This window comes from Blautia sp. JLR.GB0024 (assembly GCF_037000545.1).
GTDB classification, from domain to species: domain Bacteria; phylum Bacillota; class Clostridia; order Lachnospirales; family Lachnospiraceae; genus Blautia; species Blautia celeris.
Genome location: NZ_JBANBF010000003.1, coordinates 319794 through 346094, shown reverse-complemented (window position 1 = coordinate 346094; position 26301 = coordinate 319794). Strand labels below are relative to the sequence as shown.

Sequence of the window (26301 nt, the reverse complement as noted above, 5' to 3'; positions counted from 1 at the left end):
GGCTGAATCCATGAGTTATCTGCTGTTTCCTCTGGTGGTTTATATCCCGGTGGGGACATACCTCTATTTCTTTTTCAGGCGTTTCCTTGGGCTTTTTGGACTGGGAAAGCAGAAAAAGGCGGTGCGGATCCTGTCTCTGCTCATAACACTTGCCTGTGTGGCCCAGGGGTGGATGCTGTATGGGCTGGGAGCTGTGATCATCCTTCATTTTTTTGTGCTCAGTATTTTGATGGATGGCATTTATTTTATCTGCAGAGGAAAGTTCCGAAAGGAAAAAGCCCGTAAGATATGGGGGTTCCTCCATGCAAGCGGTGCGATTCCTCTTTTGGTGATGGGTTTGATCGCGGGATACGGTTATTTTAATATAAATGATATCAGAAGGACCGAATACCGGATTGAGACAGAAAAACAACTGAGCCGGGATTTGAAAATTCTCCAGATTTCGGATCTTCATATGGGTACCACCATGGATATAGGAAAATTAAAAGACTGCTGCGATAAGATGCAGAGGGAAAAGCCGGATCTGATTGCCCTGACCGGGGATATATTTGATGAAAATACATCCAGGAAGGATATGGAAGCCGCGGCAAAAGTTCTGGGTGATATTGGGGCTGAATATGGCACGTATTATGTGTTCGGAAACCATGACTATAATGCGTATACCGGCATCCCGGCCTATTCACCGGAGGAGCTTTGCAGTACACTGGAAAGCAGCGGCATCGTTGTACTAAAGGACCGGGTTTATACCGTAAACGATGAGCTAACTGTCATCGGAAGAACAGACGCCTCTGTCGGGAGCATGGTCTCTCCAAAGGGAAGAACCGGGATAGAGGAGCTGTGCAGGGAGACAGACAGCAATACATTTGTGCTCCTTCTGGACCATCAGCCCACAGAACTTTCGGAAAATGCAGAGGCGGGTGTGGACCTTCAGCTTTCCGGCCATACCCATGCGGGACAGATCTGGCCTACCGGGCAGGTGGGAGAGCTGACCGGGTTTACAGAGCTGAATTATGGGTGGAAAGAGATTGGCGGATTTCAGGTGATCGTAAGTTCCGGTATAGGCGGCTGGGGATATCCCATACGCACAGGAGGACATTCAGAATATGTGGTGGTGACCGTGTCAGCAGAAAAAAATGCTCACACGGCCTGTGTGTTTGCTCCGTAAAAGAGCTGTCATATTTGGCAGTTCTTTTTTTTGTTGTCTTTTTGTTGTGATTTCTGTTTTACAATAAGATCAAGACAGGAGGAAAACAATATGAAGGTAATAATGAAAAGAGAGCTTAAAAATTATTTCAAAAATCCCATCTATTATGTAGGTATTCTGCTGATATTCTTTGAAGTTTTTCAGATCATGCAGCCTTATCTGCAGCTGCATTACTGGGAAAGTGATGCACAGGTGGAGGCGGCAAAATTAGAGCATATAGGTGATGCGGATGTGATGGATGGATATTTTCCTTCCACAGAAAAAGAACAGATTGAGATCGCCATGCCGGATATCTGCAGAGATCTCAATAAGGATTCGGGAATCAGCAAAGAGGAAACAGATCAGATGACAAAAATGTTTCTGGAAGAGGGGTACAGCCAGGAAGAAATCATGAATTACCTGATTGAACATTATGATTATCCCAATGCGGATTATTATTTCCAGGAGGCAGAGCTCAGACAGGGGACTGCAGAGGAAGTCAACGCGTATATGGATGAAAAATTCAGCCAGATGCGGTATTCAGAATACTTTGCCAAGAAATATACGGATTTTGCAGGGCTTTTCTTCGTGTTTTTTTCATCTATACTGATGGCATTTTTATTCCTTCAGGATACCAGGAAGAATACTTATGAACTGCTTCACACAAAGCCTGTTTCCGCATGGAAGTATGTGACCGGGAAAATAGCGGGCGGTTTTACGGCACTTTTGCTGCCGCTTACGGTTATGACCGGGGTATTTACTTTTCTGTGTATGCACAGAGGAATGGAACAGGGGTTTCCCGTTGCCGTGTGGGATGTATTCGCGTCGGCTGCGGTGTATATCCTTCCCAATCTTCTTATGGTCATCTGTGTGTATGCTCTGACTGCCTTCTTTTTTAAGAATCCGCTGCCGGCAACACCGCTTCTGATTCTGTATATGCTCTATTCCAATATGGGAAGTATCGGGCCGGATGGAAATTACGGCTATTTCGGAAGGCCTCTGGCTATTATAGTCCGCTTTCCGGGACTGTTTTTGGATACCACGCCGCCTCCGCTGGCTCTTATGAACCAGACTGCGCTTCTCATTGCAGCAGCGGTGATTATATGGGTCTGCGTGAGAACATGGAAGAAGAGGAGGGTATTTGGATGAAAGAAATAAAAATAAGCCTGCCGCCGTATAAAATGATATGTGCTCTGTTTTTCATCCTCATTCTGGCAATTGTGAGGGGGATTTCAAGCGTAAACGAAATCGGGCTGACCATTGATACTTATGTTACACTGCTGGCGCTTGTCCTGTGTGCGGATACCTGCTATCAGGAGATTCCGGGAGGCGGATGGGAAATACTTGCCATAAAGCCGGGAAAACAGCAGAGGCTGACCATTCTCAAACGATTTGCTGTTCAGTATGTTTTTTTGATCGGTACGGCAGCAGCAGGATACGGATTATTTTATCTTATACAGCAGCCATATATACGGGAGAATGAACTTTATCATTTTGTAACAGCAATGGCGGCAACAGCAGCGAGTATCGTCTTGTTCGGAGCACTTCCGGTGCTTATTTCCAAAATAACCGGGAGCCTTTGGGGGGGCATTGGCGCAGCAGCAGCACTCTGGTTTTTTCTTATATCGAGCGGAGCTTTAAAACTGCCCCTTTTTCTTCAGATCTTTGCATTTGGAGGGACGGAAATGGGGGATGGGGACTTACGGTGGATTTACGGGAAGATTACCGCACTGGTCCTGGGAGCTGTCTGCATTGGAGCAGTCGGAAATTTCGGCAGACATTTTGGTAAGAAGAGAATGAAAGGAAAAAGGTGATAATATGTCAGTTAGATTAGAAAATGTAACCGTTGCGTTTCAAAAGAATGTGAAGGCATTGGATGATGTTTCGTTTACAATTCCCTCCGGCGTATACGGACTTCTGGGTGAAAACGGAGCGGGAAAGACAACGCTCATGCGGGTGCTGGCAACACTGTTAAAACCCACATCCGGGGATGTATTAATGAATCATTTGGTGTATCGGGAGAGCAATTATCCTTCCATACAGAAGAAGATCGGGTATCTGCCCCAGGAGCTTTCCCTGTATCCGAACCTGACGGTACGGGAATGCCTGGAATATCTGGGAGGACTGTCCGGTATACCAAAAGATGAGTGTAAAAAAAGGCTTGATTATTATCTGGAAAAGACAAGTCTGGAGGAGCACCAGAAGAAGAAAATGAAACAGTTGTCCGGCGGAATGAAGCGGAGAGTCGGCCTGATTCAGGCGCTTTTAAATGAACCGGAGTTTCTCATTGTGGATGAACCTACGACCGGACTTGACCCGGAGGAGAGAATCCGTATCAGAAATCTACTGGTGGAGTTTGCCGTGGGGAGAACCGTCTTGTTTTCCACTCATGTGGTGGAGGATCTGGCGGCCACCTGCAGCCAGCTGACGGTGCTCAAAAAGGGGAAAATGCTTTACAGCGGTTCTGTGAAAGAGCTGTTAACAAGGGCAGAGGGACATACGTGGATATGCAGGATGAATGAGGAGGCGCAGGTGCGCTCTCTGGAACAGAAATACCGTGTTTCATCCAAACAGATTCAGGAGGATGGGATGACGGTTCGGGTGATCAGTCCGGAAAAGCCGGATGTTCCCTGCAGCCCGGCAAAGGTGACACTGGAGGATGCGTATATCTATATATCAAATTTTCAGTGATTGATAAAAGAGGCTCCGGCCGCGGTTTTTAAATACCGCGGCCGGAGCATTTTGTATGATATGAGACATTTGTATCAGCGGAAGTTATTCCCTGCAGGAGAGGGAGCATTGCTTTCCTGGCTGTTCTGTGTATCTGTGCTGCTTCCGAGTGTGATGGAGACCGTCTTTTCTTCATAGCTGTTGTTCTGGCCGGGAACCTGCAGAGTTACCTCCACGGTCTCGCCTGCCTTATAATACTGGAGCAGATTCTGAAGCTGGCTGATCGCAGTGACGGATTCGCCGTCAAATTTAGTCAGGACGCTGCCCGGGGTGATGCCTGCTTTCTCTGCTGCGCTGCCTTGGGTGACGTCTGAGATATATACGCCTTTGGGAAGGCCGTAGATTTCTTCTGCCTCACTTGTGACATCGGCACCTTTGATTCCGAGACTGCCCTGTTCGCCTTCCGCAACTTTTTCGCGTGTTGTTTTGTTCATAAGGTTTTCAATGATATCTGATGCCCTTGACATTGGAATGGCATATCCCATGCCTTCCACCTCTGTGGAAGCCAGTTTGGCGGAGTTGATGCCAATGACCTCGCCGTTCATATTGAGAAGCGCGCCGCCGCTGTTTCCCGGGTTGATGGCAGCGTCTGTCTGGATGTAAGTGGCAGCGTTAGAATCATCGGTACCTGCTTCTGAGGAAGAGCCGGAGAGTGCACGGTTCACAGCGCTTGCAATGCCTGTTGTGACGGACTGTCCGTAGCCAAGGGCATTGCCGATGGCAACAACCTGCTCGCCCACCTTCAGGGAGTCGGAATCGCCGATATTGGCAACCGCGATGGCGGACATGGTTTCGTCGGAAATGCTGTCCAGCGGAACGGCGATAACGGCCAGATCGTTGTCCGCATCAGTGCCTTTCACTTTTGCTTCCAGTACATTGTTGTCAATAAAACATGCGGAGAGGGTGTCTGCATTTTCCACAACGTGATTGTTGGTTACAATCAGAAGTTCCGTGTCATTTTTCCCAATGATGATACCGGAACCCTGGCTTTCCGTCTCCTGAGTCTGGGGATAACCGCCGTATCCGAACTGGCTGAAATAATTCTGTACCTCCTGTACGGATTTATTGGTTATTGATACAATGGAGGGCATGGCTGCCGCTGCAATATCGGACACATCCAGGCTTCCCGTATTGCTGCCGGAACCGCCGGAAACTGCTGTGGTCTTCAGAAGGCCGGCTTTTGTATCACTTGTGCTGCCAGCAGATGCGCTCGCGGCTGCGGCAGGTGAATTGGCAGCGTAAATATGATTGACTGCCTGGAAAGAACCGGCTGCCACAGAACCGAACAGAACAGCACTCAGAGTCAGGGAGCCAATGCGTTTTGCCAGAGTTTTCTTTTTGTTCCGGTTTCGTTTGGACGGCTTTTTATCCGGATTCGGAGAAGATGCCGGGCCTTCGGAAAAGATTGGGTAATGGGACAGTTCGCTGTTGTTATCTGAATTAAAATCGTAGTAGTTTGACATAAGAATTCCTCCTCAACTTTTTATTTATTTTTTGTTTTTTTGTGTTTGTTATTGTATTTGGTATCTCTTTGTTTATGTCTATAGCATATCGGATAATTGTGGCGAAATTGTCGTGATTCTGTGATAAAATTGAGGAGGAAGTGTGTAAATTTGGTGAACTGTTCTTTGGGGATGGAAGTTCGAGGGATTTACGGAAGGATTGATATAACCGTATTCTTCAGATAATAGAATAAAGATTTATTACAGTGGAATACTGACTGAGAGGTGGAAAATACATGAGTGATATAACAAAAAGTATGCAGAATCTCTATGTTGATATAGAATGCCATTTGATGAGGGATAGAGAGCCATCGATTTATTTAAATGAAATCTATGAGAATCCGGATTTTCAGCAGTATCCGTTTGATATGCTGCATAAGCTGAAAAATACTGTCCAGTCTCCCATACACCATCCCGAAGGTAATGTATGGAATCATACGATGCTCGTTGTAGATGAAGCGGCAAAAGTAAAAAACAGGAGCAAAAATCCGTTGGTTTTTATGTGGGCAGCCATCCTTCATGACATAGGAAAAGCGGTAACGACCAGAAGAAGAAAAGGCAGGATCACGGCATATGACCATGATAAAGCCGGCGCGGTTCTGGCACATAAATTTCTGTCACAGTTTGTGCAGGATCAGGAGTTTGTGGAGGAAGTTTCACAGCTGATTCGATATCATATGCAGATTCTGTACGTTGTGAAAGGACTTCGCTTTGTAGATATTGAGGGAATGAAGTATCATACCGATGCAGATGAGATTGCGCTTCTGGGGCTGTGCGACAGACTGGGAAGAACAGGCAGTAAAAGAAAAGAGGAAGAAGAGAATATCAGGCTGTTTTTACAGGCCTGCGATATTTATCCAGTCTCCCAAAAACCGCACCGGAAGGATTAATGTTCTGGTGCGGTTTTTTGTATACCATAAGTCTTATTCTGTTTTTCCATTCTTTTTTTGGATTTCATCATGTGCTTCAAGAATACCATTTTTAACAGCTCGTTTTATCACAAGATATAAGACAAAACAAAATATAAGAATCAAACTAAGGCTAAATAGTGAGTTAAACAATGAAGAAGTTACTTCCATTTGGCGTTATCTCCTTTCCGAGTTTTAAGGGTGATAGAATGGTCATTCTGTGTATGGGCTAAAACAGTTAATGTGGTCTATATTATATCATCCGCTGTTCCGGTAAACGCTGTTCATGCACTAACGTTTATTATATTTACATGAACGTTGCGTGAAAGATGGATGAGTTCCGGGATGACAGAGAGTCTAAGTGCACTGGCATGTGCGCTGCCTAAAGCAGAAAAAAGGGCTGCACACCGGCAATCATATGCAGTCCTTTTTATAATGCGGTATCTCAGAAGCGGTATTCCATTATGAATTCTTCTTCTTTGTCAATGACGGGTTTAAAGCCGCATTTTTGATACATACGCAGCGCGTAATTTTCTTTTTGCACGGACAGGGAAGCTCTTTTATACCCCTTTTTTCTTAATAACTCCAGCATCTGTCTCATAAGTTCTGTCCCGATGCCGTATCCACGGTATTCTTTATAGAGAGAAATCACAAATTCAGGTGTCTCATCATCAAGGTCCCCATATCCGTGGATATTTCTGACCCAGACTGCGCCAACCACCTTATTGTCAACCACTGCGCACAGGCAGGCATCATCTTTCCCGGTCCCGAAATCTTTGATGTAGACTTGCAGTTCAGGCTGATGGATGATTGTTTTCGGAAACGGATCGTCCCCTTCTCGCTGGAAAATAGATTCATACAAAAAATCTGCCAGAAGCGGATACTCCTGCGTATACATTTCCCTAATTGTATATTTCATAATTACCTCCGATTTTTATAAGTTAACTTAGAAACCGGTCTTTTTTCCACACATACGGATCCCTCCTTCTCATATATTCCCATTGTATCAGGCTGCTCTGTCCTTGTCCAGAAGCAGATGATGAAAGGAGGGATGTCGGTAACCGTTCAGCCTTCCACTGTACAAAAGGAATACCATACTGTATATCCCTGTTGTTTTGTGTTAAGATATAGGTAAATATTAGTCTGGTGAATGGAAAATGGGGAAAAATGAAGCGACGCTGTTATCATGGATGATCTGGATATTCCCATGATAAAGGGGGAGAGCTGGACTGTTTCCTTGACCTGGAAAAAGATGCAGGCTTATGGGTTTGGGGTAAGATATGCTGCAGGGTAAAGAGTGAGGGGGAAAAATATGGAACGAGATCAGGAAATTCGTTACACAGAAATAGAGAAAACAGATGCTTACATCTATGATAAAGTTGAAATGAAGGTAAGGGTTGAAGAAATCTATGAGGTGGTAATAAAAGATCTGGACGGTATCAGTTTTATAAAAAGAGCCGTAGCCCCATATATAAAAGATTTTTCCGGCCATGCGAATTATAAAAGGTGGAATCAGCAGTTTGATCTGTCAAACTGGCATTTTTTCATGGCTTTTGACGGAGAAAAACCGGTGGGCGGAGCTGTTCTGTGCTGCAACAGCGCGGAGCTTCATATGCTGGAGGGCAGAGAGGATTTGGGGATTCTCTGGGATATCCGTGTGGATTCCGCATATAAACGCAGAGGTGTCGGAGGAAAACTGTTTGATATGGTAATGACAAAAGCAAAAGGGATGGGGCTCTGCCAGCTTAAAATCGAATGCCAGAATAATAATGTCCCGGCAGCTGCGTTTTATTTTAAACAGGGGGCCCATTTGGGCGCTGTCAACCGGTATGCGTATTATGGAGATGCGGATGAGGAGGTACAGTTTCTGTTGTATTTGGATATAGAGGCCGCAGGGGTGTGATATCAGGTATCAATCCGGGTCATTTCTATCAGTGTTTTGTTCCGGTATAATAAGTCATCTCTCACAGTGAATCCTTGTTTTTCCCAGAAATGGTTTCCCTCTTCATTCCTGGAAAAAGTGACAAGTGCCGCTTTGATAATACCAAGGTTTTTTAGTGCGTCAAGCGCCGCACGGACCAGCTGGCTTCCGATTCCCTTCCGGCGTGCCGATGGGCTGACTGCTGTGTGATAGATATATCCCCTTCTTCCGTCATTTCCCGCCAAGATGATACCTGCAATCCGGCCGTTTTCTTCTGCCACAAAGCAGGTGTCTGGATTTCTTTTCAAAAACCTTTCAATGCCTTCTTCTGCATCATCAATATTGTTTAAACCCATGCCTTGACAGGACATCCAGAGGGAGTAAACAGAGTCATAATCGCTGATTTCCATTTTTCTGATTTTCATAAATACCTCCATAGAATAAAATATTTGTTCCTTTTGAAAAGGCAGCTCCTGGTAAATGATATACTACTATTCATATTTTTCTAAATGAAATGTTCTTAATTTATCGCTCATCTGGAACCTCTTTTATAATCTGCCTTTTATAAATCCCACTGCAAAGACAATGAGGGCCAGTATGATCCAAACTGCTGCTATAGTGGAGTTCACATGTATAAATTTATTAGCAACGATTAAAAGCAGCAGCATTACTATAGAAATAGCATGTAATGTACTTCGTTTCATAATAACATACTCCTTTCCTATATGTCCTGACAACCGGTATGTGCTTATTTTACCACGTTGGGATTAAGTCCGTCAATTTTATAAAAAGGCAGGAAATACTAATAATATCAGACCGTCGAAGGGGTACAAAAATTATACTTCTGTAACGGAAGATATTTTTCTGCTATAATGCCTTTGCGGTGAATTATTTCAGTTACGAAATATAAAAGAAATCGAAAATAAAAAATGTAACGTTTCTGTGGCACGGAAGTTAATAGAATAGGAGGGGGTGAAAGATATGGACTTTGAGCAGATATATAAATCCTATTTCAAAGATGTTTTTTTATATTTACGCAGTTTATCCGCCAGTGAAGATATGGCAGAAGAAATCACACAGGAGACATTTGTCAAAGCCCTGAAAGCAATAGATACCTTTGATGGCTCTAAGAATATACGGGCATGGCTTTTTACCATTGCGAAGAATACATATTACACATATTGCAAACGCAAAAAAATGTATGCATATGAGGAACTGCCTGATAATGCAGGAAATCCGGGGGCATCCTTTGAAGAAAATTTTGTGGATGAAGAAAGGGCTTTTCTGATTCATCGGTTTCTTCACAATATGAAAGAGCCTTATAAGGAAGTATTTAACCTTAGGGTTTTTGGAGAACTGCCGTTTGAGAAAATAGGGTTACTTTTCGGGAAAAGTTCTGGCTGGGCCCGGGTCACAGATGTGCTTCCTCTGTATCTGGATGATGTAGTGAGTGAGGATACAAAGAATATGGTAGAGGAGCATTTAAAATCCTGTGAATCCTGCAGAAAGGAGGCGGTACTCCTTAATGAAGATATGATCCTGCCGTTAGGGTCCGGGGCACAGGATGCAGAAATAAAGACATTAAAATATTTAAAGAAACAGTTTCGGAATAAAAAAGCAGTGGTTTCTGCGGTATCTGTTTTTCTTGCATTTATCATAATGCTGGGCACATATGCTTTACTGGTAACGCCAAAACTCTTCATTCCTTATGACAGCACATGTATAAAAGTTGAAAAAATTGATGATAAACTTTATGCACGATATATCGGCAGTAATTTAGAAGGAAGTGTTGCCAGAAACTCTTTTCCATTAGAAAGGGACGGAGAGAAAAAAGATGTGACATTTTTTTATATCTATAAATCACCCTGGTCTGAATTAAGAGCTTTGTTACAGAAGGATACAGAGGATCATTTGATTTTTCTTGGGAATGCAGATGAGATAGATGAGGTGTATTACGGTAAGTTTAGGATTGAACGTCCTGAAGAACTTTCGGCAGACTTAGAAGAATCAGAACTAATCTGGAAAAAATAACGGGAAAAGGTATCTGTTTTATATTTACGGGCGGTTTTATCGGGCTTACATTCCTGTTATGTGTATGTGGGCATCGCACGGATGGTGCTGCGGGAAATGCGGCAGAAGGATGGGATTCAAGAAAGTATTTGCGAATCAGTGTCCTTATTGCCGCAGTTCCGGGGCGGATGGATTTAACAATCTGTTTTGTTGAGCTGGGAGATATTTCGATTGCAACAGAGCGTTATTTCTGTTATACTCAATTAACAGATATTCTGAAAATTTATTTTCTATATTAATCCAATCGGCAATCTCTGCCGGAATTCACTATGTAAAAGTAACTGAATAAAAAACAGCGGAAGCGGCAAGTTGTGGAGCAGGTATAATTCTGTTATAATGTTTACAGGTTCCTGAGGCTTATGGCTGCTTCGGAAAGACGAGGAAATATGAACAGAAACAGAAGGAGAAAGATAAGCAGAGCCATCAGAAGGAAACAAGTAAACAGAAATTACAAGGATAGCCTGTTCCGCATGATCTTCGGGAACAGAAAGGCTGCACTGAAGCTTTATAATGCCATCAATCATTCCAATTATCAAAATCCGGAGGATTTGGAGATCACTACAATTGAGGGTGCCATTTATATGGGTGTAAAGAATGACCTGTCCTTTTTGATCGACAGTGTGATGAATCTGTATGAAGCCCAATCCACCAGAAATCCCAATATGCCTCTGCGGGGATTGATCTATTTTGCGAGAGTATATCAGGGATATGTGGAAAAGAGAGAGCTTGATCTGTATTCCGGCAGCCGTATCAAAATCCCGCTTCCGCGGTATATTGTATTTTATAACGGATCGGAGGAAGAACCAGACCGCCGGGAGTACCGTCTGAGTGACGCATTTGAAAAGAAGCAGGACAGTTATTGCCTGGAATGTGTTGCCACGGTTCTGAATATTAATGCAGGACATAACAGACAGTTGATGGAAGACTGCAGCTTGTTGTGGCAGTATGCTTCTTTTGTATCAAAGGTGCGGCGGTATCTGGAAATGTACCCCGAAGATTTAGAGGGTGCAGTGGACAGAGCGGTGGAGGAATGTATTGCGGAAGGTATTCTTGCAGATTTCCTGAAGAAAGAGCGAGGAGAGGTGAAAGACGTGATACTGACAGAGTATAATGCGGAACGCCATATTAAAAATGAGAAAAAGCGCAGTTATGAAGAAGGGGTAGAAAAAGGAATAAAAGAAGGAATCGAGAAGGGAATCGAGAAGGGGATAGAAAAAGGCTTGGAACAGGGGATAAGGGCGTTTATAGCTGAAAAAGAGGAGGAGCGGACAGAGAGAACAATTATAATAGAAAAATTACAAAGACACTTTATGCTGGATAGAGAAAAGGCAGAGTATTATTATAAGCAATTCTCAAAAGAACAGAAAAAGTAAGTCTTTAAAAAAGAGATATGACAATTTATGCCATGTCTCTTTTCGTATATGTCTGTTTTGCCTGGCATATGTAATCCTGCCGTAATCTGTCTATGACAAAATATATATCAGTTCTCAGTGCCTGACGGCAAAGTCTGCATAAGAGCAAAAAAATATTCAGGCTTACCGGTATTAAAATATTCATACCAGGCTTCCAGTGTGTCTGCTTGAAAAACACCTAAATACGCAATGATTTGTCTGGCCCACAATAAAGCTCCGGTGGAACTTGCGGTAATGAGATTGTTATCCCATACGGAGGGCTTGTCGATATAAAAACTTTGCCCATTATAACCGGGAGAGATCATTTCAAGAAATCCCGGTCCATTGCTGGTATGCGGGCGCTGATTCAATACCCCAATGCCGGCAAGTGCAGCGGTAGCCCCACAGATTGCACATACCGCAGCGCCAAAAGATAGAAATTCGCTTGCTTTTTTCATGATAGCGCCGCGGCTGGGGGCGTTCCATGTATTTGCACCGGGTAACAGCAGTACGCTTGTCTTGCTCACCACAATATCCTCGACCAGGCAGTCCGGTACAATTGTCAGGCCGCCCATTGTGTGGACAGGCTCTTTTGAATCACTGACCGTCTTGAGCGATACAGACGGTGCATCCTCTTTGAAAAATCGGCCGGATTTCAGCTCCGCGGTGACATACCCAATCTCCCAGTCGGCTAAGGTATCAAGAACATAAACATAGATTGTAAACATAAATTTCCTCCGTTTTCATTTTAGTATTGATGTTACTGTTCAGTCAGGTCTGCGCATTGACTGTGCTGACATTTGCCCCATCGCAAAGCGATTTTTAATGAGCGTATACACGTAACAATTCAACTGGATGAATCATTACTTATTGATTTGTTTTCAGGCTTATTGTACCATGTGATTGTTGACAACAATATGGCAGCAATCCAAATCGAAAGGCGGCTATCAGATGAAAGTAGACAGACTGGTCAGCATTATTATGATACTCCTTGATAAAAAACGTATCGGTGCACAGGAGCTGGCAGATATGTTTGAAGTCTCACTCCGCACAATCTACCGCGATATAGATGCAATCAACATGGCGGGGATTCCTGTTCGCGGGGCACCGGGAGTGGGCGGTGGTTTTGAAATCATGGAGGGATACAAGATCGATAAAAAAGTTTTTTCTGTTGCGGACCTTTCCGCTCTCCTGATGGGGCTTGCAAGCCTTTCAAACATGGTACGGGGAGATGAGCTGGTACACGCACTTGCGAAAGTCAAGAGCTTTATACCCGCTGACAGAGCAAAAGAAATTGAATTGAAAGTAAATCAAATATGTATAGATTTAAGTCCCTGGATGGGAAAAAGCGACATACAGCCATATTTAGAAAAGATCAAAGCAGCAATGCAGGAGAGTAAACTGCTTTCATTTGAATATATAGCCCACCACGGGAATAAAACCGTACGGAGCGTTGAGCCTTATCAGCTTGTACTGAAAAGCAGTCATTGGTATTTACAGGGGTATTGCCATGCAAGAAATGATTTTCGCTTATTCAGATTATCCCGTATGTCGAACCTGCAGATGCAGGAGAAAATTTTCACACCACGGGATTATGAAAAACCCTTTATAGGCTTTGCGGAAATCCTGGAAACCATGCAGACAGAAATTAAGATCCGCATCCACAAATCTGTCATGGACAGGGTACTTGATTTTTGCACGTATGAACATTTTTCGCCGGACGGTGATGCGTATTACATTGTCAGCTTTCCTTTCATAGAAAATGAGTATTATTATAATATTCTCATGAGTTTCGGAGATAAATGCGAGTGTTTAGAGCCGTTACATATCCGTGAGGAGATGAAACGCAGAGTGCATGATATAGCAGCCCTATACGAAAACTAAAGTGTGGTATAGGTCCGGGCAAACATTGCTGTACCAATTCCGGTGCAACAGCAATTCCGACACAGCGCCAATCCCGGCGTAGCAGTGACTTCTGTCTCTGCCAAAACCGCACCTGCCGAACAATTCTTATATCAAAGCCACAGCACAACTCTGTCATAAATTCTAAAAATTCCCAACAGCGATTAAAGACTACCAAAACCCCATTTTCCGCGGTATAATAAATTCATTATACAATGCACATTCCTCTTAGCAGGAAGAAAAACTTACCATGAAATACGAAAAGATGCGGGGCGGAAAAATGGAGAAGATCAAGATTTTTTTGGTGGATGATGAGGCAATCATTTTAAAAGGGTTGGAGACTACCTATTCCTGGGATAAAATGGGGGCAGTGGTGGCAGGCACATCACGAAATCCCAGGAAGGCCGTGGATGAAATTTTGGAAAAACGGCCGGACATTGTCATAACAGACATCCGTATGAAACAGATGTCAGGCCTGGACCTGATCCAGGAGGTGGACAGGCGGGCGGAGAAGAAATGTTTATGGATCGTCATCAGTGCATACCGGGATTTTGAATATGCGCAGAGGGCATGTGAACTGGGGGCGTTTACATATCTTCTGAAACCCATTGAGGACAGTAAACTGGAGGAAGCTGTTTTGAGTGCTGCGAACGCCATACGGCAGAGCAGAAAGAGCAGGAAGATCCTACAGGACTATGAACATTTCATAGAGAATAACAGAAAAGTCTTTGAAAATTATATGGTGGGAAAGTTCAGCGGGGATCAGATAGATGAGGAGGAACTGCAGGAGGCATTGGCGCGTTTTGGGGGAAAGGATTGGGATGCCCTATTTTATCGGGCTGTCTGTATTGATTTTGTCAGAACACAGGACGGGAAATATATGCAGGCGGCAACACAGGAGGAGATTGCCGGTTTTTTGGAAAGTGACCTGGGGGATGCCTATCAGTATTTTTATTTTCAGAATGAAAGCGGGTACAGGATCATCATATTTGCAGCTTCCGGGGAAGAATACCTGGTACTTCCGGTCCTGGAGAGAGAACTGGAGATGCTGAGACAAAAATTCTCGGTGGATTTTCGGTATGGCATATCCGGACTGAGCAGAGCTATAAAAGGATTAAAAGAAGTATATGTACAGGCAGTTGAAAACCTGGAGCAGACGAATGAGAAGAAGAGGGATCTAAGAGAACTGGATCAGATTCGCAGCCATGCCAGGACTTATATCAGCCAGGCCGTCTGCTACGTGCAGGAACATCTGAATGATGAGTTTTTGAGTGTAGGCATGGCGGCAAGGGAGGTGCATCTAAACCCCGTATATTTCGGCCGGCTTTTCGGGCAGGGAATGCAGAGGTCTTTTAAACAGTATCTGCTGGAAGAGAGGATGAAGCTGGCGAAAAGTCTGTTAAAAACTACAGACGATACAATAACGGAAATTTGTGAGAAGGTGGGGATACCCAACCCATCATATTTTACACAGCAGTTCAAGAAGCATGTAGGGTGTCTGCCGACAGAGTACAGGAAAGAAAAGTATGAAGAACAGTAAACAATTTTACGGTATACGCAAAAAGCTGGTGGTCTTTACCATTCTGGCTGCAATCCTTCCTCTGGGTATTATGGGGGTTGTCCTGGCAGGCTCCATAAACAGAAACGTGACAGAATTGAATCTGGAGAACTATTCCCACAGCAACAGCAAGATGATTGGCAATTACCAGATGATGGAGCAGGGATTTGATGAGCTGACCAGAAGCTATATTACAAATTCCTATATCCAGAAATCCCTGGAGAGGAAAGAACTGCTGCCCCAGGATAAGGCATACGTCAACAGAAGCCTCTGGTATCCCAATAATCAGTATACGGAATATGGGATATTTATTGACAATAAAGGAAATGAATACTTCTCCAATAAAGTGATAGAAAATGTAAATCCGGAGGATATCCTGTCAGAGGAATTAAGTGAAGCGCTTAAGGATAACTATTCCCTGACAAAGATAATGTACAGTACGATTAACCGGAACGGACAGGAAGATTCAGGCATTTTTCTGGTCCGGAATATACGGCACATGGAGCAGAATGTAAGCCCCGGAGTTCTGATCGTCAAGCTGAACCAGGATTTTTACGACAATATTTTCTTTGATGTGAATCAGCATACACCTGCAGTCTATGCCATGGTCACCATGGACGGTGAGATTTGCTGCCGGACGGGAGGGGAAGAGCAGGAAGAAGAGATCAGCCGGGAAATTTTGAGGAAAGCCGGGGAAGAACTGCCGGATGAAGCCGGTGAGGTGGTTCATTTTGCGGCAGACAGCAGGATTTGTTTTGCCAATACAGATAAGGATGGAGAATTTATCTTTCTTTCCGTTGTACCGGAATCTGTGGTGCAGGCTCCGGCGAGAAATTTTTTGAAAAGTCTTGGCCTGACCATGCTGATTTCTGTTATTGTCTGTGTCATTATGTCTGCCTTTGTATCACATCCCTTCCGAAAAGCGATTTCGGGCATCAGCCGGATCATGAGCCATTTTGACGGGGAGAGCCTGAATCAGGAAATACAGATCAGCACCAATACAGAGCTGGACCATGTGGCGGTTTCCTATAACAAAATGCTCAAGCACATAGGCAGTTTGATGGAAGAAGTGAAAAAGGAACAGGAGGAAATCCGCATCAACGAATATAATTCACTGGTCTATCAGATCAATCCTCATTTTCTGTATAACACACTGGATAATGTACATATGCTTGCCAGGATGGATGGCGACGAGACGATGGTGAAACTGATCCAGTCGCTGTCCCGGATGCTGAGGATCAGTATCAGCAAGGGTGAAAATGATGTTTCCCTTAAAGATGAGCTGGAGCATGTGAAATGTTATCTGAATATAGAACAGATAAGAAATGAGAATCTGTTTCAGTATGAGATAGAAGTGGAGGAGTCCATTCTGCAGGTGAAGATTCCCAAGATCATCCTGCAGCCGGTGGTAGAAAACTGTATCAAATACGGATTCGCTGACATGGACAAAGGCGGAAGAATCAAAGTGGATGTAAAGGCCGCGGATGGTTTTATGGTTCTGCAGGTCAGCAACAACGGCAGCGTCATGGAGCCGGATATCCTGGAGAAGCTTAACCATATGCAGTACCAGGGCATGGAGGATATAAAACAGGCATTTCCTCAGAAGAAAGGGGGATACGGCATATCCAATGTGGTGTGCAGGCTTTGTCTGCGGTATGGAAGTTGTTTTCAGATCCATTATGAAAGTTTTGAAGAGACAGGGACAGTCTGTACCATCAGGATTCCTATGGCAGCAGATGCCGATGCGGGATAATATGCGGGGTACCGCAGATAAATCAGGTAAAAAAGGCGTAGGACAAAATGCCGATTGTCCCGCGCCTTTTTTGGTATAAACGGACGAACTGTCGGAGGGGGTTGCTGTAGATGTCCGCTGCTGTCTTTCATATGTATAAAAAACAACAATACAGCTATAATTTTTTGTATATGTTGAAACACAGAGCCTGTTATAATACAGTCACCAAAAGAAAAGGGGGTTCCTGTTAATGAAAAGGAAAAATATTATGAGGATTTTAAGTCTGGCAACTGCATTTATGCTGGCCGGATGCGGAGGAGGAAACGGGAAAGACACTGCCGAAAAGACCGGGGATAGTAAAGGGGCAGCCTCTGAAAGCCAGGCAGCAGGCGAGAGTGAAGGGGAGGTGAAAATCCCCATAATTATCACAACGGGTGCAAATGACGCCATGGATATTCAGATGAAAGAGGTGGTAGAAGATTTTAACCGGGAATACAAAGGAAAATATCAGATGGAGGTGGAATATTTGGCTGGTGCTTCAGATGATTACCGCTCAAAACTGAAAATGCTGAATGCCTCGAACTCACTTCCGGCGCTGATCCAGGTCGGTCCGGAACCTGCCTTTTATGATTTGCTTGTGGAAAATGACAGGCTGGTGGATGTGGCACCTTATCTGGAAGCAGACCCGGAATGGAAGGGCCAGCTGATGCCTCAGGGGATTGAAGCGTTTACCAGAGAAGACGGTAAAATGTATCTGATTCCCAGTGCCGGCCTTCAGCTTTCAGGATTTTACTATAATAAGGAGTTATTTGAGCAGGCGGGTATTGAGACATTCCCTGAGACCTGGGATGATTTCTGGAAGGCATGCGATAAGTTAAAAGAGGCGGGCATACCGGCACTGTCCCTCCACACAACGGAGACAGCCTGGTGTCCGATGCTTCTTGCCACTGCTTATCTGGGAGGAACAGAGGAAGGACAGAAGTTTATGGCACAGCAGTTCCCGGATAATTTTGATACCCCGGAATTTAAAGAGGCAGTGGAAGTTCTGAAAAAGCAGTTTGATTACACCACATCCGACGCAGTAGGCGGAACCTATGCCCTGGCTGCCAATAATTTCTTCAGCGGTAATACAGCTATGATAGCCAATGGTCCCTGGATGATGTCAAGCCTTACGGACCCGGATTATGCCTCCGAGGGATTCGCAGATAAAGTAGGCTATGCAAAGTACCCCGGGGATGTGATGATCGGTTCTATGGAGCAGTCAAGCTGGTGTATTACCACAGATCACGGACAGGATGTCATTGACGGTGCTGTTGAATTTATGAAATTTTATACAAAACCTGTATACAGTACCAAGAGAGCGGTTGAGGCAGGGGAACTGTCTTCTGTAGTGGATTTCCCACAGGACGAATATGACAAGATGATTCCCCCTATGAAAAATTGTGTGGATGCCTCCTCAGATGTGAGTATTGTGCTGCCGAGTTACCAGACAAAGTGGGATCCTGTTTCTCAGAACGATGTATTCGGAAGGGAAATTCCCAATCTGGTGTCAGGAAGTATCACGGTGGATGAGTTTATCCAGATGATGAATGAAGGAGCCGCACAGTATAAACAAGATATAGAATAGGCAGAGGGTGATTGGGATGAAACAGAAAAACAAAGTCTGGATTGTTATTTTTTTGGCTCCTACACTGGTGATGTTTGCTTTGGTTTATCTTGGGCCAATGGTTCTGGCTCTGGTGTCCAGCTTTACCAAATGGGACGGGATGCAGAGTATGCGTTTCATCGGTCTGGAGAACTATATCAAGATTTTCAAGGATTCTGTATTTCATGCGGCCCTTTGGCATACCCTGTTCTGGGCATTGCTGGCTGTGGCGGTGCATGTTCCTTTCGGTGTGTTAGTGGCGCTGGTGCTGAAAAGAAAGAGGAGAGGCTGGAGATTTACCAGATCCGTATTCATGCTTCCCAACATAATCTCCAGGTCCGCACTGGCGCTGATGTTTGTATTTATCTATAAGCCGGATATGGGAATCCTGAATATGCTGTTAAAAAGTGTAGGACTGGAACATCTGACCAGAAACTGGCTGGTGGATTCCCAAACAGCATTTTTAAGTGTTACCAATATCTGGCTCTGGTATGCGGCAGTTATCACCCTGATCGTCCTGGCGGAACTCAGCTCTATTTCTTCGGAAATAGAGGACGCCGCCAGGATTGACGGGGCAACGGCAAGGCAGGTAGACTGTTTTATATACCTACCGCTGCTCAGAAGAGCAATCGGAACAGGAGCTATTGTGGCGGTCACATCGGTGTTCAAGGAATTTGAGTCCATCTATATGACTACAAACGGAGGTCCCGGAGATTCCAGTATGACCATATCTGTCATGATGGTGAACAAGATTATTCAGAGTAATCAGTATGGCTATGCCAATACACTTGGAATACTCCTTCTGGTCCTGGGTATCCTTGTTATGTTGTTCTGCAACAAACTGTTTCGTATGGACAGTGTAGATTGAGAGGTGGAGAGGTATGAAAGTAAAAAAACAGACAGGACAGCGGGTATTTGATTACTTTATTATGGGGATCGTGATCATCATTTCCCTGTTTCCTTTTTTATGGGTGCTGCTGTCTTCCTTTAAGACAAACAGTCAGATCCTTTCCTCCAGCTTTTCTCTGCCGACTTCATTTTATACAGACGGATACAGGATCGCATTGGAGAAGGTGGACATTATCTCACGGTTTTTCACCTCCCTGTTTGTGGCCGGGATCAGTACGGTGCTGGCAGTGGTGCTTTACTCCATGGCAGGATATGTGCTGGCGAGAACCGATTTTAAAGGGAAGAAGATAATCTTTATGCTGCTGATCTCTTCCATGCTGATTCCCTCCAATGCCATGGTGCAGCCGGTTTATTTTGTTATCAATAAGCTTGGGCTGTACGATACGAAGGCAGGACTTATCCTTATTTATACCGGATTCGGCATGGCGCTCAGCCTGTTCCTGATGAAGAACTTTTTCATGTCAGTTCCCAAGGAACTGGAGGAGGCGGCTTATATGGATGGGGCGGGATTCTTAAAAACATTTACCAAGATTATGCTGCCCCTTAGTAAATCTGCCATGGCAAGCTCCGCGATCCTTACCTTTATTTTTTCATGGAATGAATTTATGTATGCCATGCTGCTTACTTCCAGTGAAAAGAACAGGACACTTCCGCTGACGATCAAGTATTTTACATCTACGTTCAGCTTCAATTATTCCTCAATGTTTGCGGCGCTCGTGATGTGTATCCTGCCCACAGTGATTGTCTATGTGATTCTGCAGGAGCAGATTGCAGAGAGTATGGTGGCAGGTTCCGTCAAAGGATGAGAGCATGTCGAAGCGTACAGCCGGGGACGGAGTGAACGGTAACTGTTATTGTGAAAGAGAGGGAAATTCTTATGGATTATGAGATCATAGACGCGCCGGAGTATCTGGAACGGCTTATTATCTATGAAATTGCAACAAAAAGCTTTACTTCACCGAATGGTCCGGAGTCGGGCACCTTTGCTTCCATGGAAGAGAAGCTGCCGTATCTGGAGGAGCTGGGGATTAATGCTGTCTGGCTTACCGGCCATCAGCTCTGCGACAAAAGCCATTTTTATAATATCTGGACAGAATATGCGTGTATCCGTCCGGACTGCATCGACCCGAGTCTGGGGACAGAGGCGGAGTTCAGGCATTTCGTAGAGAGTGCCCATAGCCGCGGAATCAAAATTTTTCTGGATGTAATAACCCATGGCGTCATGGAGGACAGCCCGCTTGTAAAAGAACACCCTGACTGGTTTCTGGGAGGTTCCTGGGGGATGCGTGATTTTGACTGGTACGGCGGACACGCAGATTTGGATGCATGGTGGGTGGATACATGGCTGTGGTACATAAAGGAATTCGGGATTGACGGATACCGGCTGGATGTTGCCCATTATCGGAATGATCTCTGGGCTTTGATCCGCAGAAAAGCGGCTGATATGGGAAAGAAAATAGTGATCATTGCAGAGACAGGGCCTGCGATTCCCGGTGTGACAGACATCCTGCAACACGGGGAAGCCGTAAGCCACAATCATGGCCTGAACCATTCTTTCAGAATGCTGCACGACGCAGCAGGCTACTGCAGGGACAGGCAGATAAGGGCCAATGAGCGCTGGAAAGTGAAGATTTTTTATGAAGACGGAACCATACAGGACAGCAGGGACAGCTCCTGGTTCGGAAAGAGCAAAGTGCCGGAAGTGATCTTTGAGGGGGATGTCACAGAGAAAATTGTGTGCGCAGACGGCTGTGCATCCTATCGTATCCAGAAGGGCAGGCTGCGTGTGGAGAACATCCACGATGAAAAGCGTATTCAAAACATTCAGGTGATAAATAAGGCCGGTCAGGTCTGGAACAGCAGTCGGGAAGGTGTTCTGGAAGTGGACTACACAGTGGAGTATACAAAAGCCAAAAATAAACTGACGGTATATTTTCCATACAGGATTCAGGACGGACAATTTTTATCTGTTCAGCTTAGCTGTCACGATGACGGATGGGTCGGTTTTCCGGAGGAGGAGAGCCCGTATGCGGCAAAGGGAAGCCGCTATCTGGCCGGATACACAACACTTCTGGCCCCGGCGATTCCGGTGTTCATGTCCGGGGAGGAGTTTAATGCAGACTACCGTCCCCTGCCGCAGCTCGCTCCCGGTTTATATGGTGAGGGAGAACCGGGAAAAGGCCGCTGGCTGTACGGAAGCTGGATAGACTGGGAACAGTTGAAGAATCCGGAAAAAACAGCAATGCTGGAAGATATGAAGCGTATCATACAGATCCGCAGAGCACATCCCCATCTCATACGGCCCGGGAAAATGGGGGAGAAAACAGACCGTTTCTGCCCTGTGGATTACGACGCGGAGGAGATACTGCCCATTCCTTATTGTTACAGGGAGGAAAATGAAGTGCTTTTGATCGCCGCCAACCCTGACGAGGAGAAAGATGTATGGATCAGGCTGGATCTGTCACAGATACTGCAGCCGGAAAGCCGCTGCCGGGTATCGATTCTGTTCGGAGAAGCGCAGGGGGATGAGGCAGAATTTGTGGAAAACGGGATAAATCTGTCTGAACATAAATGGCTCATCAGGAGAGACAAAACCAGTAGGGGCGGACTTCTGGTGCTGAAAATAGAAGAGATACGGAAAGGACAGGAATAATCCATATGAAAGAATATATGAATTCATATGAAAGGTGTCTGGCTGCCATTCAGTTTCAGGACGTGGACAGAATGCCCACAGACCTGCATAATTTTCTGATGTGCGCAGAAGAGTCAGGCATGGATTTTGGAGAGTTTGTGCTGGATGACAGTATAATGGCCCGAATGCAGATAAGTATGTGGGAAGAGTTCGGACACGATATGCTTCTGGTTGAAAATGGGACAGCAGCGCTTGCGCAGGCCCTTGGATGCGGCGTGATTTACAGGAAAAAAGGGGCACCGGTGGCGCATACCACAGCAATAAAGCGTTTGGAAGATGTGAGGAATCTGGAGATGCCGGATGATTTCTGGGAAAGTCCGCTTCTGAAAGCTCAGCTTCTGACTGTGGAGCGGCTGGTGAAGCATTTCGGCAGGGAGGTGTTTCTGATCGGGCGCGGGGACCAGGGCCCCTTCAGCCTGGCTTCTCAGCTCTACGGCATGGACCGGCTGCTGGAGGATCTGATGGATGAGGACGCGGAGGAGGACATCCGCAGACTGCTGGATTTTTGTACCCGGGCGTGTATTGCCTACCATGAGAGACTGCTCCTGCTGGGGGTTCCCATGACTTCCATGGGTGACAGCACTGCAGGGCCGGATGTGATCTCACCCGCCATGTATGAAACTTTTGCCATGCCTTATGAAAAACAGGTGATAGAAGCGGTCCACAGAAAAGGCGGCCTGATTTCCCTTCACATCTGCGGCAACGCCACAAAGATCATAGATAAGATGTGCAGTCTGGGGGCGGATGTGCTGGAGATAGACCAGAAAACAGACCTGGAGGCAGCAGTCAGAGCGGCAGAAGGAAAGTGTGCACTGCTTGGTCAGATAAATCCCGTACTGCTTTCAGGCGGTACGCAGCAGGAAGTGAAAGCAGCGGCGGAGCGGATTCTTGGAATCACCGGAGGAAAGAACGCCACCGGGTTTATACTGGGGCCGGGATGCGCGCTGGGAGGGGATACGCCGAAAGAGAATATACATGCAATGCTCAACAGTGTAAAATAAAGACAGTTTTTTACGGACATCTGACAAAAGAAAAAGCAGGTTTCCGGCATCCGGACTTCTAAATGTGCCGGGGATGAAGTGGGTGTATATATGTGCAGAATCTGCGGATAGAGGCATAGTCCTGACGGATAACGACGATTGGGAGAACCGAATACGGATGAGAAAGTTTATGGAGCCGGGCGGCTATATCGCCCGGCTCCCTATTTTCGTATTTAGTTCTTGACAAAATGTAATGAATACGTTACATTATAAATGTAATCAACAGGTTACATTTTGTAAGGAGGTAATACCTTGATAAAGAATCGGATCAAGGTTTTGAGAGCAGAGCGCGACTGGACCCAGGCTGATTTGGCTGACAGAGTGGGAATCTCGCGGCAGGCGGTCATATCCATAGAGAAGTATAAATATACGCCGTCCCTGGAACTGGCTTTCAAAATCGCAGAGGTTTTTCAGGTTTCCATCAATGAAGTTTTTGAGTATAAGGGGGAGTGATACAATGAATGACCAGATAATTATCCTGCTTTTTCTTTTGATCGGCACAGCGGCGACACTGTTTCTCTATATCTGGAAGGCGAAGAAACATATGGAGTACAGAGGCGATGAGCGCTGGGAGGCAGTACAGAACAAAGCGAACCGCACTGCCAATTGTTCCCACTATATTCTGCTCTTATTATTGGCGGTCGTGGATATGGTGACGCTCCATTCCCATGTGCAGATGACCTTTACGCTGAACCGGGTCATGACTATCGCTGTACTGTATGTGGCTTTCCGCAATATTCTGGAATTGTCTGCACTTTTATATTATGACAGGCGACTTTGATGATAAGGACAGAAGCAGGACCAATGGTGCCAGGCAATTTTGCTGTTCAATATTTCAGTTTGATGGACGACAAGACAGACGCATATGATCACTGTGGATTTCCTTTGTTTTTCAGATAGTTACAAAGGGCCCTCGTCGATTTTTACTGTTTTACAGATTAGTTTGAGGAGAACCTTGGCATTCGTAGGTAATCCGGAAGATTCGGGCCAAGATTTTTGCTTGATTTACAGATGATTAGAGGGAGTTTACTGGATTTTGTAGGTAAATCAGCAGAATCAGGCCAAGATTTTTGCATGATTTACAGACAATAAGAGAGGGCTGACTGGATTTTGTAGGTAAAACAGCAGAATCAGGCCAAGATTTTTGCATGATTTACAGACAATAAGAGAGGGCTGACTGGATTTTGTAGGTAAAACAGCAGAATCAGGCCAAGGTTTTTGAATGATTTACAGACAATAAGAGAGGGCTGACTGGATTTTGTAGGTAAAACAGCAGAATCAGGCCAAGGTTTTTGAATGATTTACAGACAAGTAAAGAGGGCTGACTAGATTTTGTAGGTAAATCAGCAGAATCAGGCCAAGATTTCTGCTTGATTTACAGATAATTAGAAAGAGTTCTTTCGGTTTTGCAGGTAAACAAGAATAGGCAGCTCATATTTTCTGCTCATTTTACGGATGAGCAGAAAGTGAACCCTTGCTTTACGGCGTATCTGAGACTTCGGAGCTTTCCGAATCATGAATGAACCGTATTGTGCTGCACCAATTTTTGGGATATTTACATATAAAATGTCGCAAACACGCAGGGTTAGTGGTATAATAATACATGATTTTTGTCCGGCGGATGGGGAAGTGTCCGTCCGGCGTTATTTAAAGTACGGAAGGAATAGGAGAACAGCATGCTTGTAGTAATGAAATTCGGCGGCAGCTCAGTGGCGGATCTGGATAAGATCAGAAATATGGCAGAGCGCTGTATAAAGAAATGGAAAGAGGGAAACCAGGTGGTAGTGGTCCTCTCTGCAATGGGAAAGACCACGGACCGCCTGCTTGCCCAGGCAGGAGAGATCAGCAGTATGCCCTCCAGACGGGAGATGGATATGCTTCTTGCCACAGGGGAGCAGGTGTCTGTATCTCTCATGGCTATGACAATGATTCAGATGGGAGTGACAGCCATTTCCCTGAACGCGTGGCAGGTACCCATGCATACCACCTCTGCGTATCAGAACGCGAAGTTGAAAAGAATCGACTCCGAGAGGATCACAAAAGAGCTGGATTCCAACAAGATCGTTGTGGTGACCGGGTTCCAGGGCATCAACAAATACGATGATGTGACCACCCTGGGAAGAGGCGGATCGGATACCACAGCCGTAGCTCTGGCGGCAGCTCTGAACGCGGATCTGTGTGAGATCTATACAGACGTGGACGGCGTATATACGGCTGACCCGCGCATTGTACCAAAGGCCAGAAAGATGCCGGAGGTGACGTATGAGGAAATGCTGGAATTTGCGTCCCTGGGAGCCAAAGTGCTGCACAGCCGCTGTGTGGAGATGGCAAGGCGGTACGATGTAAACCTGGTGGTGAGATCCAGTATGAGCGAAGAGGAAGGAACAGTTGTAAAGGAGACCACAAAGATGGAGAAAATGCTGATAAGCGGCGTAGCCGTGGACAAAAATATAGCGAAGATCGCAGTTTCGGGTATGAAGGATAACCCGGAGAGTACATTTAAGCTTCTGAACCTGATGGCAAAAAACGGGGTGAACATTGATGTCATGATCCAGTCCCTGGAAAAGGACGGCACCAAGACTCTGACCTTTACCGTGGCAAGACCGGATATGATGATGACTCTGGACCTTCTTAAGAAATACAGCGACGTGATCGGAAATGCCAATGTGAGCTGTGAGGAGGATGTGGCAAAGGTCTCCGTGGTAGGCGCAGGCGTCAGCTCCAACCCCGGAGTGGCCGCAAAAATGTTCGAGGCACTTTCAAACGCGGGGATCAATACAGATATGGTGACCACCTCTGAGATCCGTATAACAGCGGTGATAAAGGAATCCGAGGCGGAGACGGCAATGAGAGCCGTGCATGACAGGTTCGCATCAGAGTGGGATTGATTTTTAAAGGCCGGCCGGGCGGAATTTTTTTCTGCCCGGTCGTTTTTTTCTTTCACCGGGTATTCTGCAGGAAGGGGAGGGAACTTTCTCAAAACGATTGCACATTTATACTCCCTGTGTTAAAATTAAAAGAAATAAGTAGAAAAAAATATAATATTCTGACCAATTCAAAAATATTGTTAAAAAGTAAGAAGTTTGAACATCAAAGGATCAAACCATTTCTGTAAAGC

Annotated in this window: 25 protein-coding genes; 19 read left to right on the top strand and 6 right to left on the bottom strand. The window is 45.3% G+C overall.

The window, feature by feature from the left end:
* Positions 1-10 precede the first annotated feature (10 nt).
* From V8Q34_RS09725 to V8Q34_RS09710, 4 genes are all read left to right on the top strand, one after another.
* Positions 11-1165, top strand: a complete 1155-nt coding sequence (locus tag V8Q34_RS09725) for a metallophosphoesterase (protein WP_335835332.1) — start codon at positions 11-13, stop codon at positions 1163-1165.
* Positions 1166-1255: 90 nt separating this feature from the next.
* Positions 1256-2332: an ABC transporter permease gene (locus tag V8Q34_RS09720; protein WP_335835331.1), complete on the top strand. Its 1077-nt coding sequence runs from the start codon at positions 1256-1258 to the stop codon at positions 2330-2332.
* Positions 2329-2997, top strand: a complete 669-nt coding sequence (locus V8Q34_RS09715; RefSeq protein WP_227244335.1) for a hypothetical protein — start codon at positions 2329-2331, stop codon at positions 2995-2997. Before V8Q34_RS09720 ends, V8Q34_RS09715 begins: the two co-directional genes overlap by 4 nt.
* Before the next feature lie 4 nt (positions 2998-3001).
* Positions 3002-3874: an ABC transporter ATP-binding protein gene (locus tag V8Q34_RS09710; protein WP_335835330.1), complete on the top strand. Its 873-nt coding sequence runs from the start codon at positions 3002-3004 to the stop codon at positions 3872-3874.
* Between the two features lie 74 nt (positions 3875-3948).
* On the opposite strand, the gene V8Q34_RS09705 is transcribed toward V8Q34_RS09710, so the two are convergent.
* Positions 3949-5376 (bottom strand): S1C family serine protease, encoded by a 1428-nt coding sequence (locus V8Q34_RS09705; protein WP_335835329.1) that lies wholly within the window; start codon positions 5374-5376, stop codon positions 3949-3951.
* A 275-nt stretch (positions 5377-5651) separates the two neighbouring features.
* Between V8Q34_RS09705 and V8Q34_RS09700 the strand changes: the two genes are divergently transcribed.
* Complete coding sequence (locus V8Q34_RS09700; RefSeq protein ID WP_335835327.1) at positions 5652-6305, top strand: HDIG domain-containing metalloprotein; 654 nt, start codon at positions 5652-5654, stop codon at positions 6303-6305.
* A 33-nt stretch (positions 6306-6338) separates the two neighbouring features.
* Here the strand turns inward: V8Q34_RS09700 and V8Q34_RS27530 are convergent, their stop codons facing one another.
* Both V8Q34_RS27530 and V8Q34_RS09695 read right to left on the bottom strand, forming a co-directional pair.
* Positions 6339-6494, bottom strand: a complete 156-nt coding sequence (locus V8Q34_RS27530; protein ID WP_225305356.1) for a DUF6019 family protein — start codon at positions 6492-6494, stop codon at positions 6339-6341.
* Between the two features lie 274 nt (positions 6495-6768).
* Positions 6769-7242: a GNAT family N-acetyltransferase gene (locus tag V8Q34_RS09695; protein ID WP_335835326.1), complete on the bottom strand. Its 474-nt coding sequence runs from the start codon at positions 7240-7242 to the stop codon at positions 6769-6771.
* A 393-nt stretch (positions 7243-7635) separates the two neighbouring features.
* Here V8Q34_RS09695 and V8Q34_RS09690 point away from each other — a divergent pair, with 393 nt between their 5' ends.
* A complete protein-coding gene (locus tag V8Q34_RS09690; RefSeq protein WP_335835325.1) occupies positions 7636-8226 on the top strand; it encodes a GNAT family N-acetyltransferase in 591 nt (196 codons plus the stop codon).
* 2 nt (positions 8227-8228) lie between these two features.
* Here V8Q34_RS09690 and V8Q34_RS09685 read toward each other — a convergent pair whose 3' ends face one another.
* Positions 8229-8669: a GNAT family N-acetyltransferase gene (locus tag V8Q34_RS09685; RefSeq protein WP_033143003.1), complete on the bottom strand. Its 441-nt coding sequence runs from the start codon at positions 8667-8669 to the stop codon at positions 8229-8231.
* Positions 8670-8792: 123 nt separating this feature from the next.
* Positions 8793-8948 carry a hypothetical protein gene (locus V8Q34_RS09680; RefSeq protein ID WP_156120888.1) on the bottom strand — a complete coding sequence of 52 codons (156 nt, stop codon included), beginning with the start codon at positions 8946-8948 and terminating at the stop codon, positions 8793-8795.
* A gap of 277 nt (positions 8949-9225) precedes the next feature.
* On the opposite strand from V8Q34_RS09680, the gene V8Q34_RS09675 reads away from it, so the two are divergent.
* Both V8Q34_RS09675 and V8Q34_RS09670 read left to right on the top strand, forming a co-directional pair.
* The gene (locus tag V8Q34_RS09675) at positions 9226-10275 is read left to right on the top strand and encodes a sigma-70 family RNA polymerase sigma factor (protein WP_335835324.1); all 1050 of its coding nucleotides are present in this window, start codon (positions 9226-9228) and stop codon (positions 10273-10275) included.
* 425 nt (positions 10276-10700) lie between these two features.
* A complete protein-coding gene (locus tag V8Q34_RS09670) occupies positions 10701-11687 on the top strand; it encodes a hypothetical protein (RefSeq protein ID WP_054352571.1) in 987 nt (328 codons plus the stop codon).
* A gap of 107 nt (positions 11688-11794) precedes the next feature.
* Here V8Q34_RS09670 and V8Q34_RS09665 read toward each other — a convergent pair whose 3' ends face one another.
* Positions 11795-12433: a type 1 glutamine amidotransferase family protein gene (locus V8Q34_RS09665; RefSeq protein WP_335835323.1), complete on the bottom strand. Its 639-nt coding sequence runs from the start codon at positions 12431-12433 to the stop codon at positions 11795-11797.
* Positions 12434-12656: 223 nt separating this feature from the next.
* Between V8Q34_RS09665 and V8Q34_RS09660 the strand changes: the two genes are divergently transcribed.
* The 11 genes from V8Q34_RS09660 to V8Q34_RS09610 all read left to right on the top strand — a co-directional run bounded on the left by V8Q34_RS09660 (position 12657) and on the right by V8Q34_RS09610 (position 26071).
* Complete coding sequence (locus V8Q34_RS09660) at positions 12657-13589, top strand: helix-turn-helix transcriptional regulator (protein ID WP_335835322.1); 933 nt, start codon at positions 12657-12659, stop codon at positions 13587-13589.
* Between the two features lie 268 nt (positions 13590-13857).
* Complete coding sequence (locus tag V8Q34_RS09655) at positions 13858-15147, top strand: response regulator transcription factor (protein WP_227211224.1); 1290 nt, start codon at positions 13858-13860, stop codon at positions 15145-15147.
* Entirely contained in the window at positions 15134-16918 is a 1785-nt protein-coding gene (locus V8Q34_RS09650) for a sensor histidine kinase (RefSeq protein ID WP_227211222.1), read from the top strand. Before V8Q34_RS09655 ends, V8Q34_RS09650 begins: the two co-directional genes overlap by 14 nt.
* 229 nt (positions 16919-17147) lie before the next feature.
* Positions 17148-18524, top strand: a complete 1377-nt coding sequence (locus tag V8Q34_RS09645) for an ABC transporter substrate-binding protein (protein WP_148392261.1) — start codon at positions 17148-17150, stop codon at positions 18522-18524.
* Between the two features lie 16 nt (positions 18525-18540).
* Positions 18541-19410, top strand: a complete 870-nt coding sequence (locus V8Q34_RS09640) for an ABC transporter permease subunit (RefSeq protein WP_033141891.1) — start codon at positions 18541-18543, stop codon at positions 19408-19410.
* A gap of 13 nt (positions 19411-19423) precedes the next feature.
* Entirely contained in the window at positions 19424-20257 is an 834-nt protein-coding gene (locus tag V8Q34_RS09635; protein WP_033141892.1) for a carbohydrate ABC transporter permease, read from the top strand.
* A gap of 71 nt (positions 20258-20328) precedes the next feature.
* A complete protein-coding gene (locus V8Q34_RS09630) occupies positions 20329-22104 on the top strand; it encodes an alpha-amylase family glycosyl hydrolase (protein ID WP_335835321.1) in 1776 nt (591 codons plus the stop codon).
* 5 nt (positions 22105-22109) lie between these two features.
* On the top strand, positions 22110-23144 hold the full coding sequence (locus tag V8Q34_RS09625; RefSeq protein WP_227211217.1) for a uroporphyrinogen decarboxylase family protein: 1035 nt from the start codon (positions 22110-22112) through the stop codon (positions 23142-23144).
* Between the two features lie 291 nt (positions 23145-23435).
* Complete coding sequence (locus tag V8Q34_RS09620; protein WP_033141895.1) at positions 23436-23636, top strand: helix-turn-helix transcriptional regulator; 201 nt, start codon at positions 23436-23438, stop codon at positions 23634-23636.
* Between the two features lie 4 nt (positions 23637-23640).
* Positions 23641-23964: a hypothetical protein gene (locus V8Q34_RS09615; protein ID WP_148392269.1), complete on the top strand. Its 324-nt coding sequence runs from the start codon at positions 23641-23643 to the stop codon at positions 23962-23964.
* An 895-nt stretch (positions 23965-24859) separates the two neighbouring features.
* Positions 24860-26071 (top strand): aspartate kinase, encoded by a 1212-nt coding sequence (locus tag V8Q34_RS09610; protein WP_335835320.1) that lies wholly within the window; start codon positions 24860-24862, stop codon positions 26069-26071.
* Positions 26072-26301 lie beyond the last annotated feature (230 nt).

Excerpts from the sequence above, each read along its gene's own strand:
- V8Q34_RS09700 (WP_335835327.1), top strand. The coding sequence starts at position 5,652 with ATGAGTGATATAACAAAAAGTATGCAGAATCTCTATGTTGATATAGAA.
- V8Q34_RS09710 (WP_335835330.1), top strand. The coding sequence starts at position 3,002 with ATGTCAGTTAGATTAGAAAATGTAACCGTTGCGTTTCAAAAGAATGTG.
- V8Q34_RS09645 (WP_148392261.1), top strand. The coding sequence starts at position 17,148 with ATGAAAAGGAAAAATATTATGAGGATTTTAAGTCTGGCAACTGCATTT.
- V8Q34_RS09725 (WP_335835332.1), top strand. The coding sequence starts at position 11 with ATGAGTTATCTGCTGTTTCCTCTGGTGGTTTATATCCCGGTGGGGACA.
- V8Q34_RS09650 (WP_227211222.1), top strand. The coding sequence starts at position 15,134 with ATGAAGAACAGTAAACAATTTTACGGTATACGCAAAAAGCTGGTGGTC.
- V8Q34_RS09625 (WP_227211217.1), top strand. The coding sequence starts at position 22,110 with ATGAAAGAATATATGAATTCATATGAAAGGTGTCTGGCTGCCATTCAG.
- V8Q34_RS09705 (WP_335835329.1), bottom strand. The coding sequence starts at position 5,376 with ATGTCAAACTACTACGATTTTAATTCAGATAACAACAGCGAACTGTCC.
- V8Q34_RS09655 (WP_227211224.1), top strand. The coding sequence starts at position 13,858 with ATGAAATACGAAAAGATGCGGGGCGGAAAAATGGAGAAGATCAAGATT.
- V8Q34_RS09720 (WP_335835331.1), top strand. The coding sequence starts at position 1,256 with ATGAAGGTAATAATGAAAAGAGAGCTTAAAAATTATTTCAAAAATCCC.
- V8Q34_RS09685 (WP_033143003.1), bottom strand. The coding sequence starts at position 8,669 with ATGAAAATCAGAAAAATGGAAATCAGCGATTATGACTCTGTTTACTCC.
- V8Q34_RS09635 (WP_033141892.1), top strand. The coding sequence starts at position 19,424 with ATGAAAGTAAAAAAACAGACAGGACAGCGGGTATTTGATTACTTTATT.
- V8Q34_RS09680 (WP_156120888.1), bottom strand. The coding sequence starts at position 8,948 with ATGAAACGAAGTACATTACATGCTATTTCTATAGTAATGCTGCTGCTT.
- V8Q34_RS09670 (WP_054352571.1), top strand. The coding sequence starts at position 10,701 with ATGAACAGAAACAGAAGGAGAAAGATAAGCAGAGCCATCAGAAGGAAA.
- V8Q34_RS09610 (WP_335835320.1), top strand. The coding sequence starts at position 24,860 with ATGCTTGTAGTAATGAAATTCGGCGGCAGCTCAGTGGCGGATCTGGAT.
- V8Q34_RS09715 (WP_227244335.1), top strand. The coding sequence starts at position 2,329 with ATGAAAGAAATAAAAATAAGCCTGCCGCCGTATAAAATGATATGTGCT.
- V8Q34_RS27530 (WP_225305356.1), bottom strand. The coding sequence starts at position 6,494 with ATGGAAGTAACTTCTTCATTGTTTAACTCACTATTTAGCCTTAGTTTG.
- V8Q34_RS09630 (WP_335835321.1), top strand. The coding sequence starts at position 20,329 with ATGGATTATGAGATCATAGACGCGCCGGAGTATCTGGAACGGCTTATT.
- V8Q34_RS09690 (WP_335835325.1), top strand. The coding sequence starts at position 7,636 with ATGGAACGAGATCAGGAAATTCGTTACACAGAAATAGAGAAAACAGAT.
- V8Q34_RS09640 (WP_033141891.1), top strand. The coding sequence starts at position 18,541 with ATGAAACAGAAAAACAAAGTCTGGATTGTTATTTTTTTGGCTCCTACA.
- V8Q34_RS09615 (WP_148392269.1), top strand. The coding sequence starts at position 23,641 with ATGAATGACCAGATAATTATCCTGCTTTTTCTTTTGATCGGCACAGCG.
- V8Q34_RS09665 (WP_335835323.1), bottom strand. The coding sequence starts at position 12,433 with ATGTTTACAATCTATGTTTATGTTCTTGATACCTTAGCCGACTGGGAG.
- V8Q34_RS09675 (WP_335835324.1), top strand. The coding sequence starts at position 9,226 with ATGGACTTTGAGCAGATATATAAATCCTATTTCAAAGATGTTTTTTTA.
- V8Q34_RS09660 (WP_335835322.1), top strand. The coding sequence starts at position 12,657 with ATGAAAGTAGACAGACTGGTCAGCATTATTATGATACTCCTTGATAAA.
- V8Q34_RS09695 (WP_335835326.1), bottom strand. The coding sequence starts at position 7,242 with ATGAAATATACAATTAGGGAAATGTATACGCAGGAGTATCCGCTTCTG.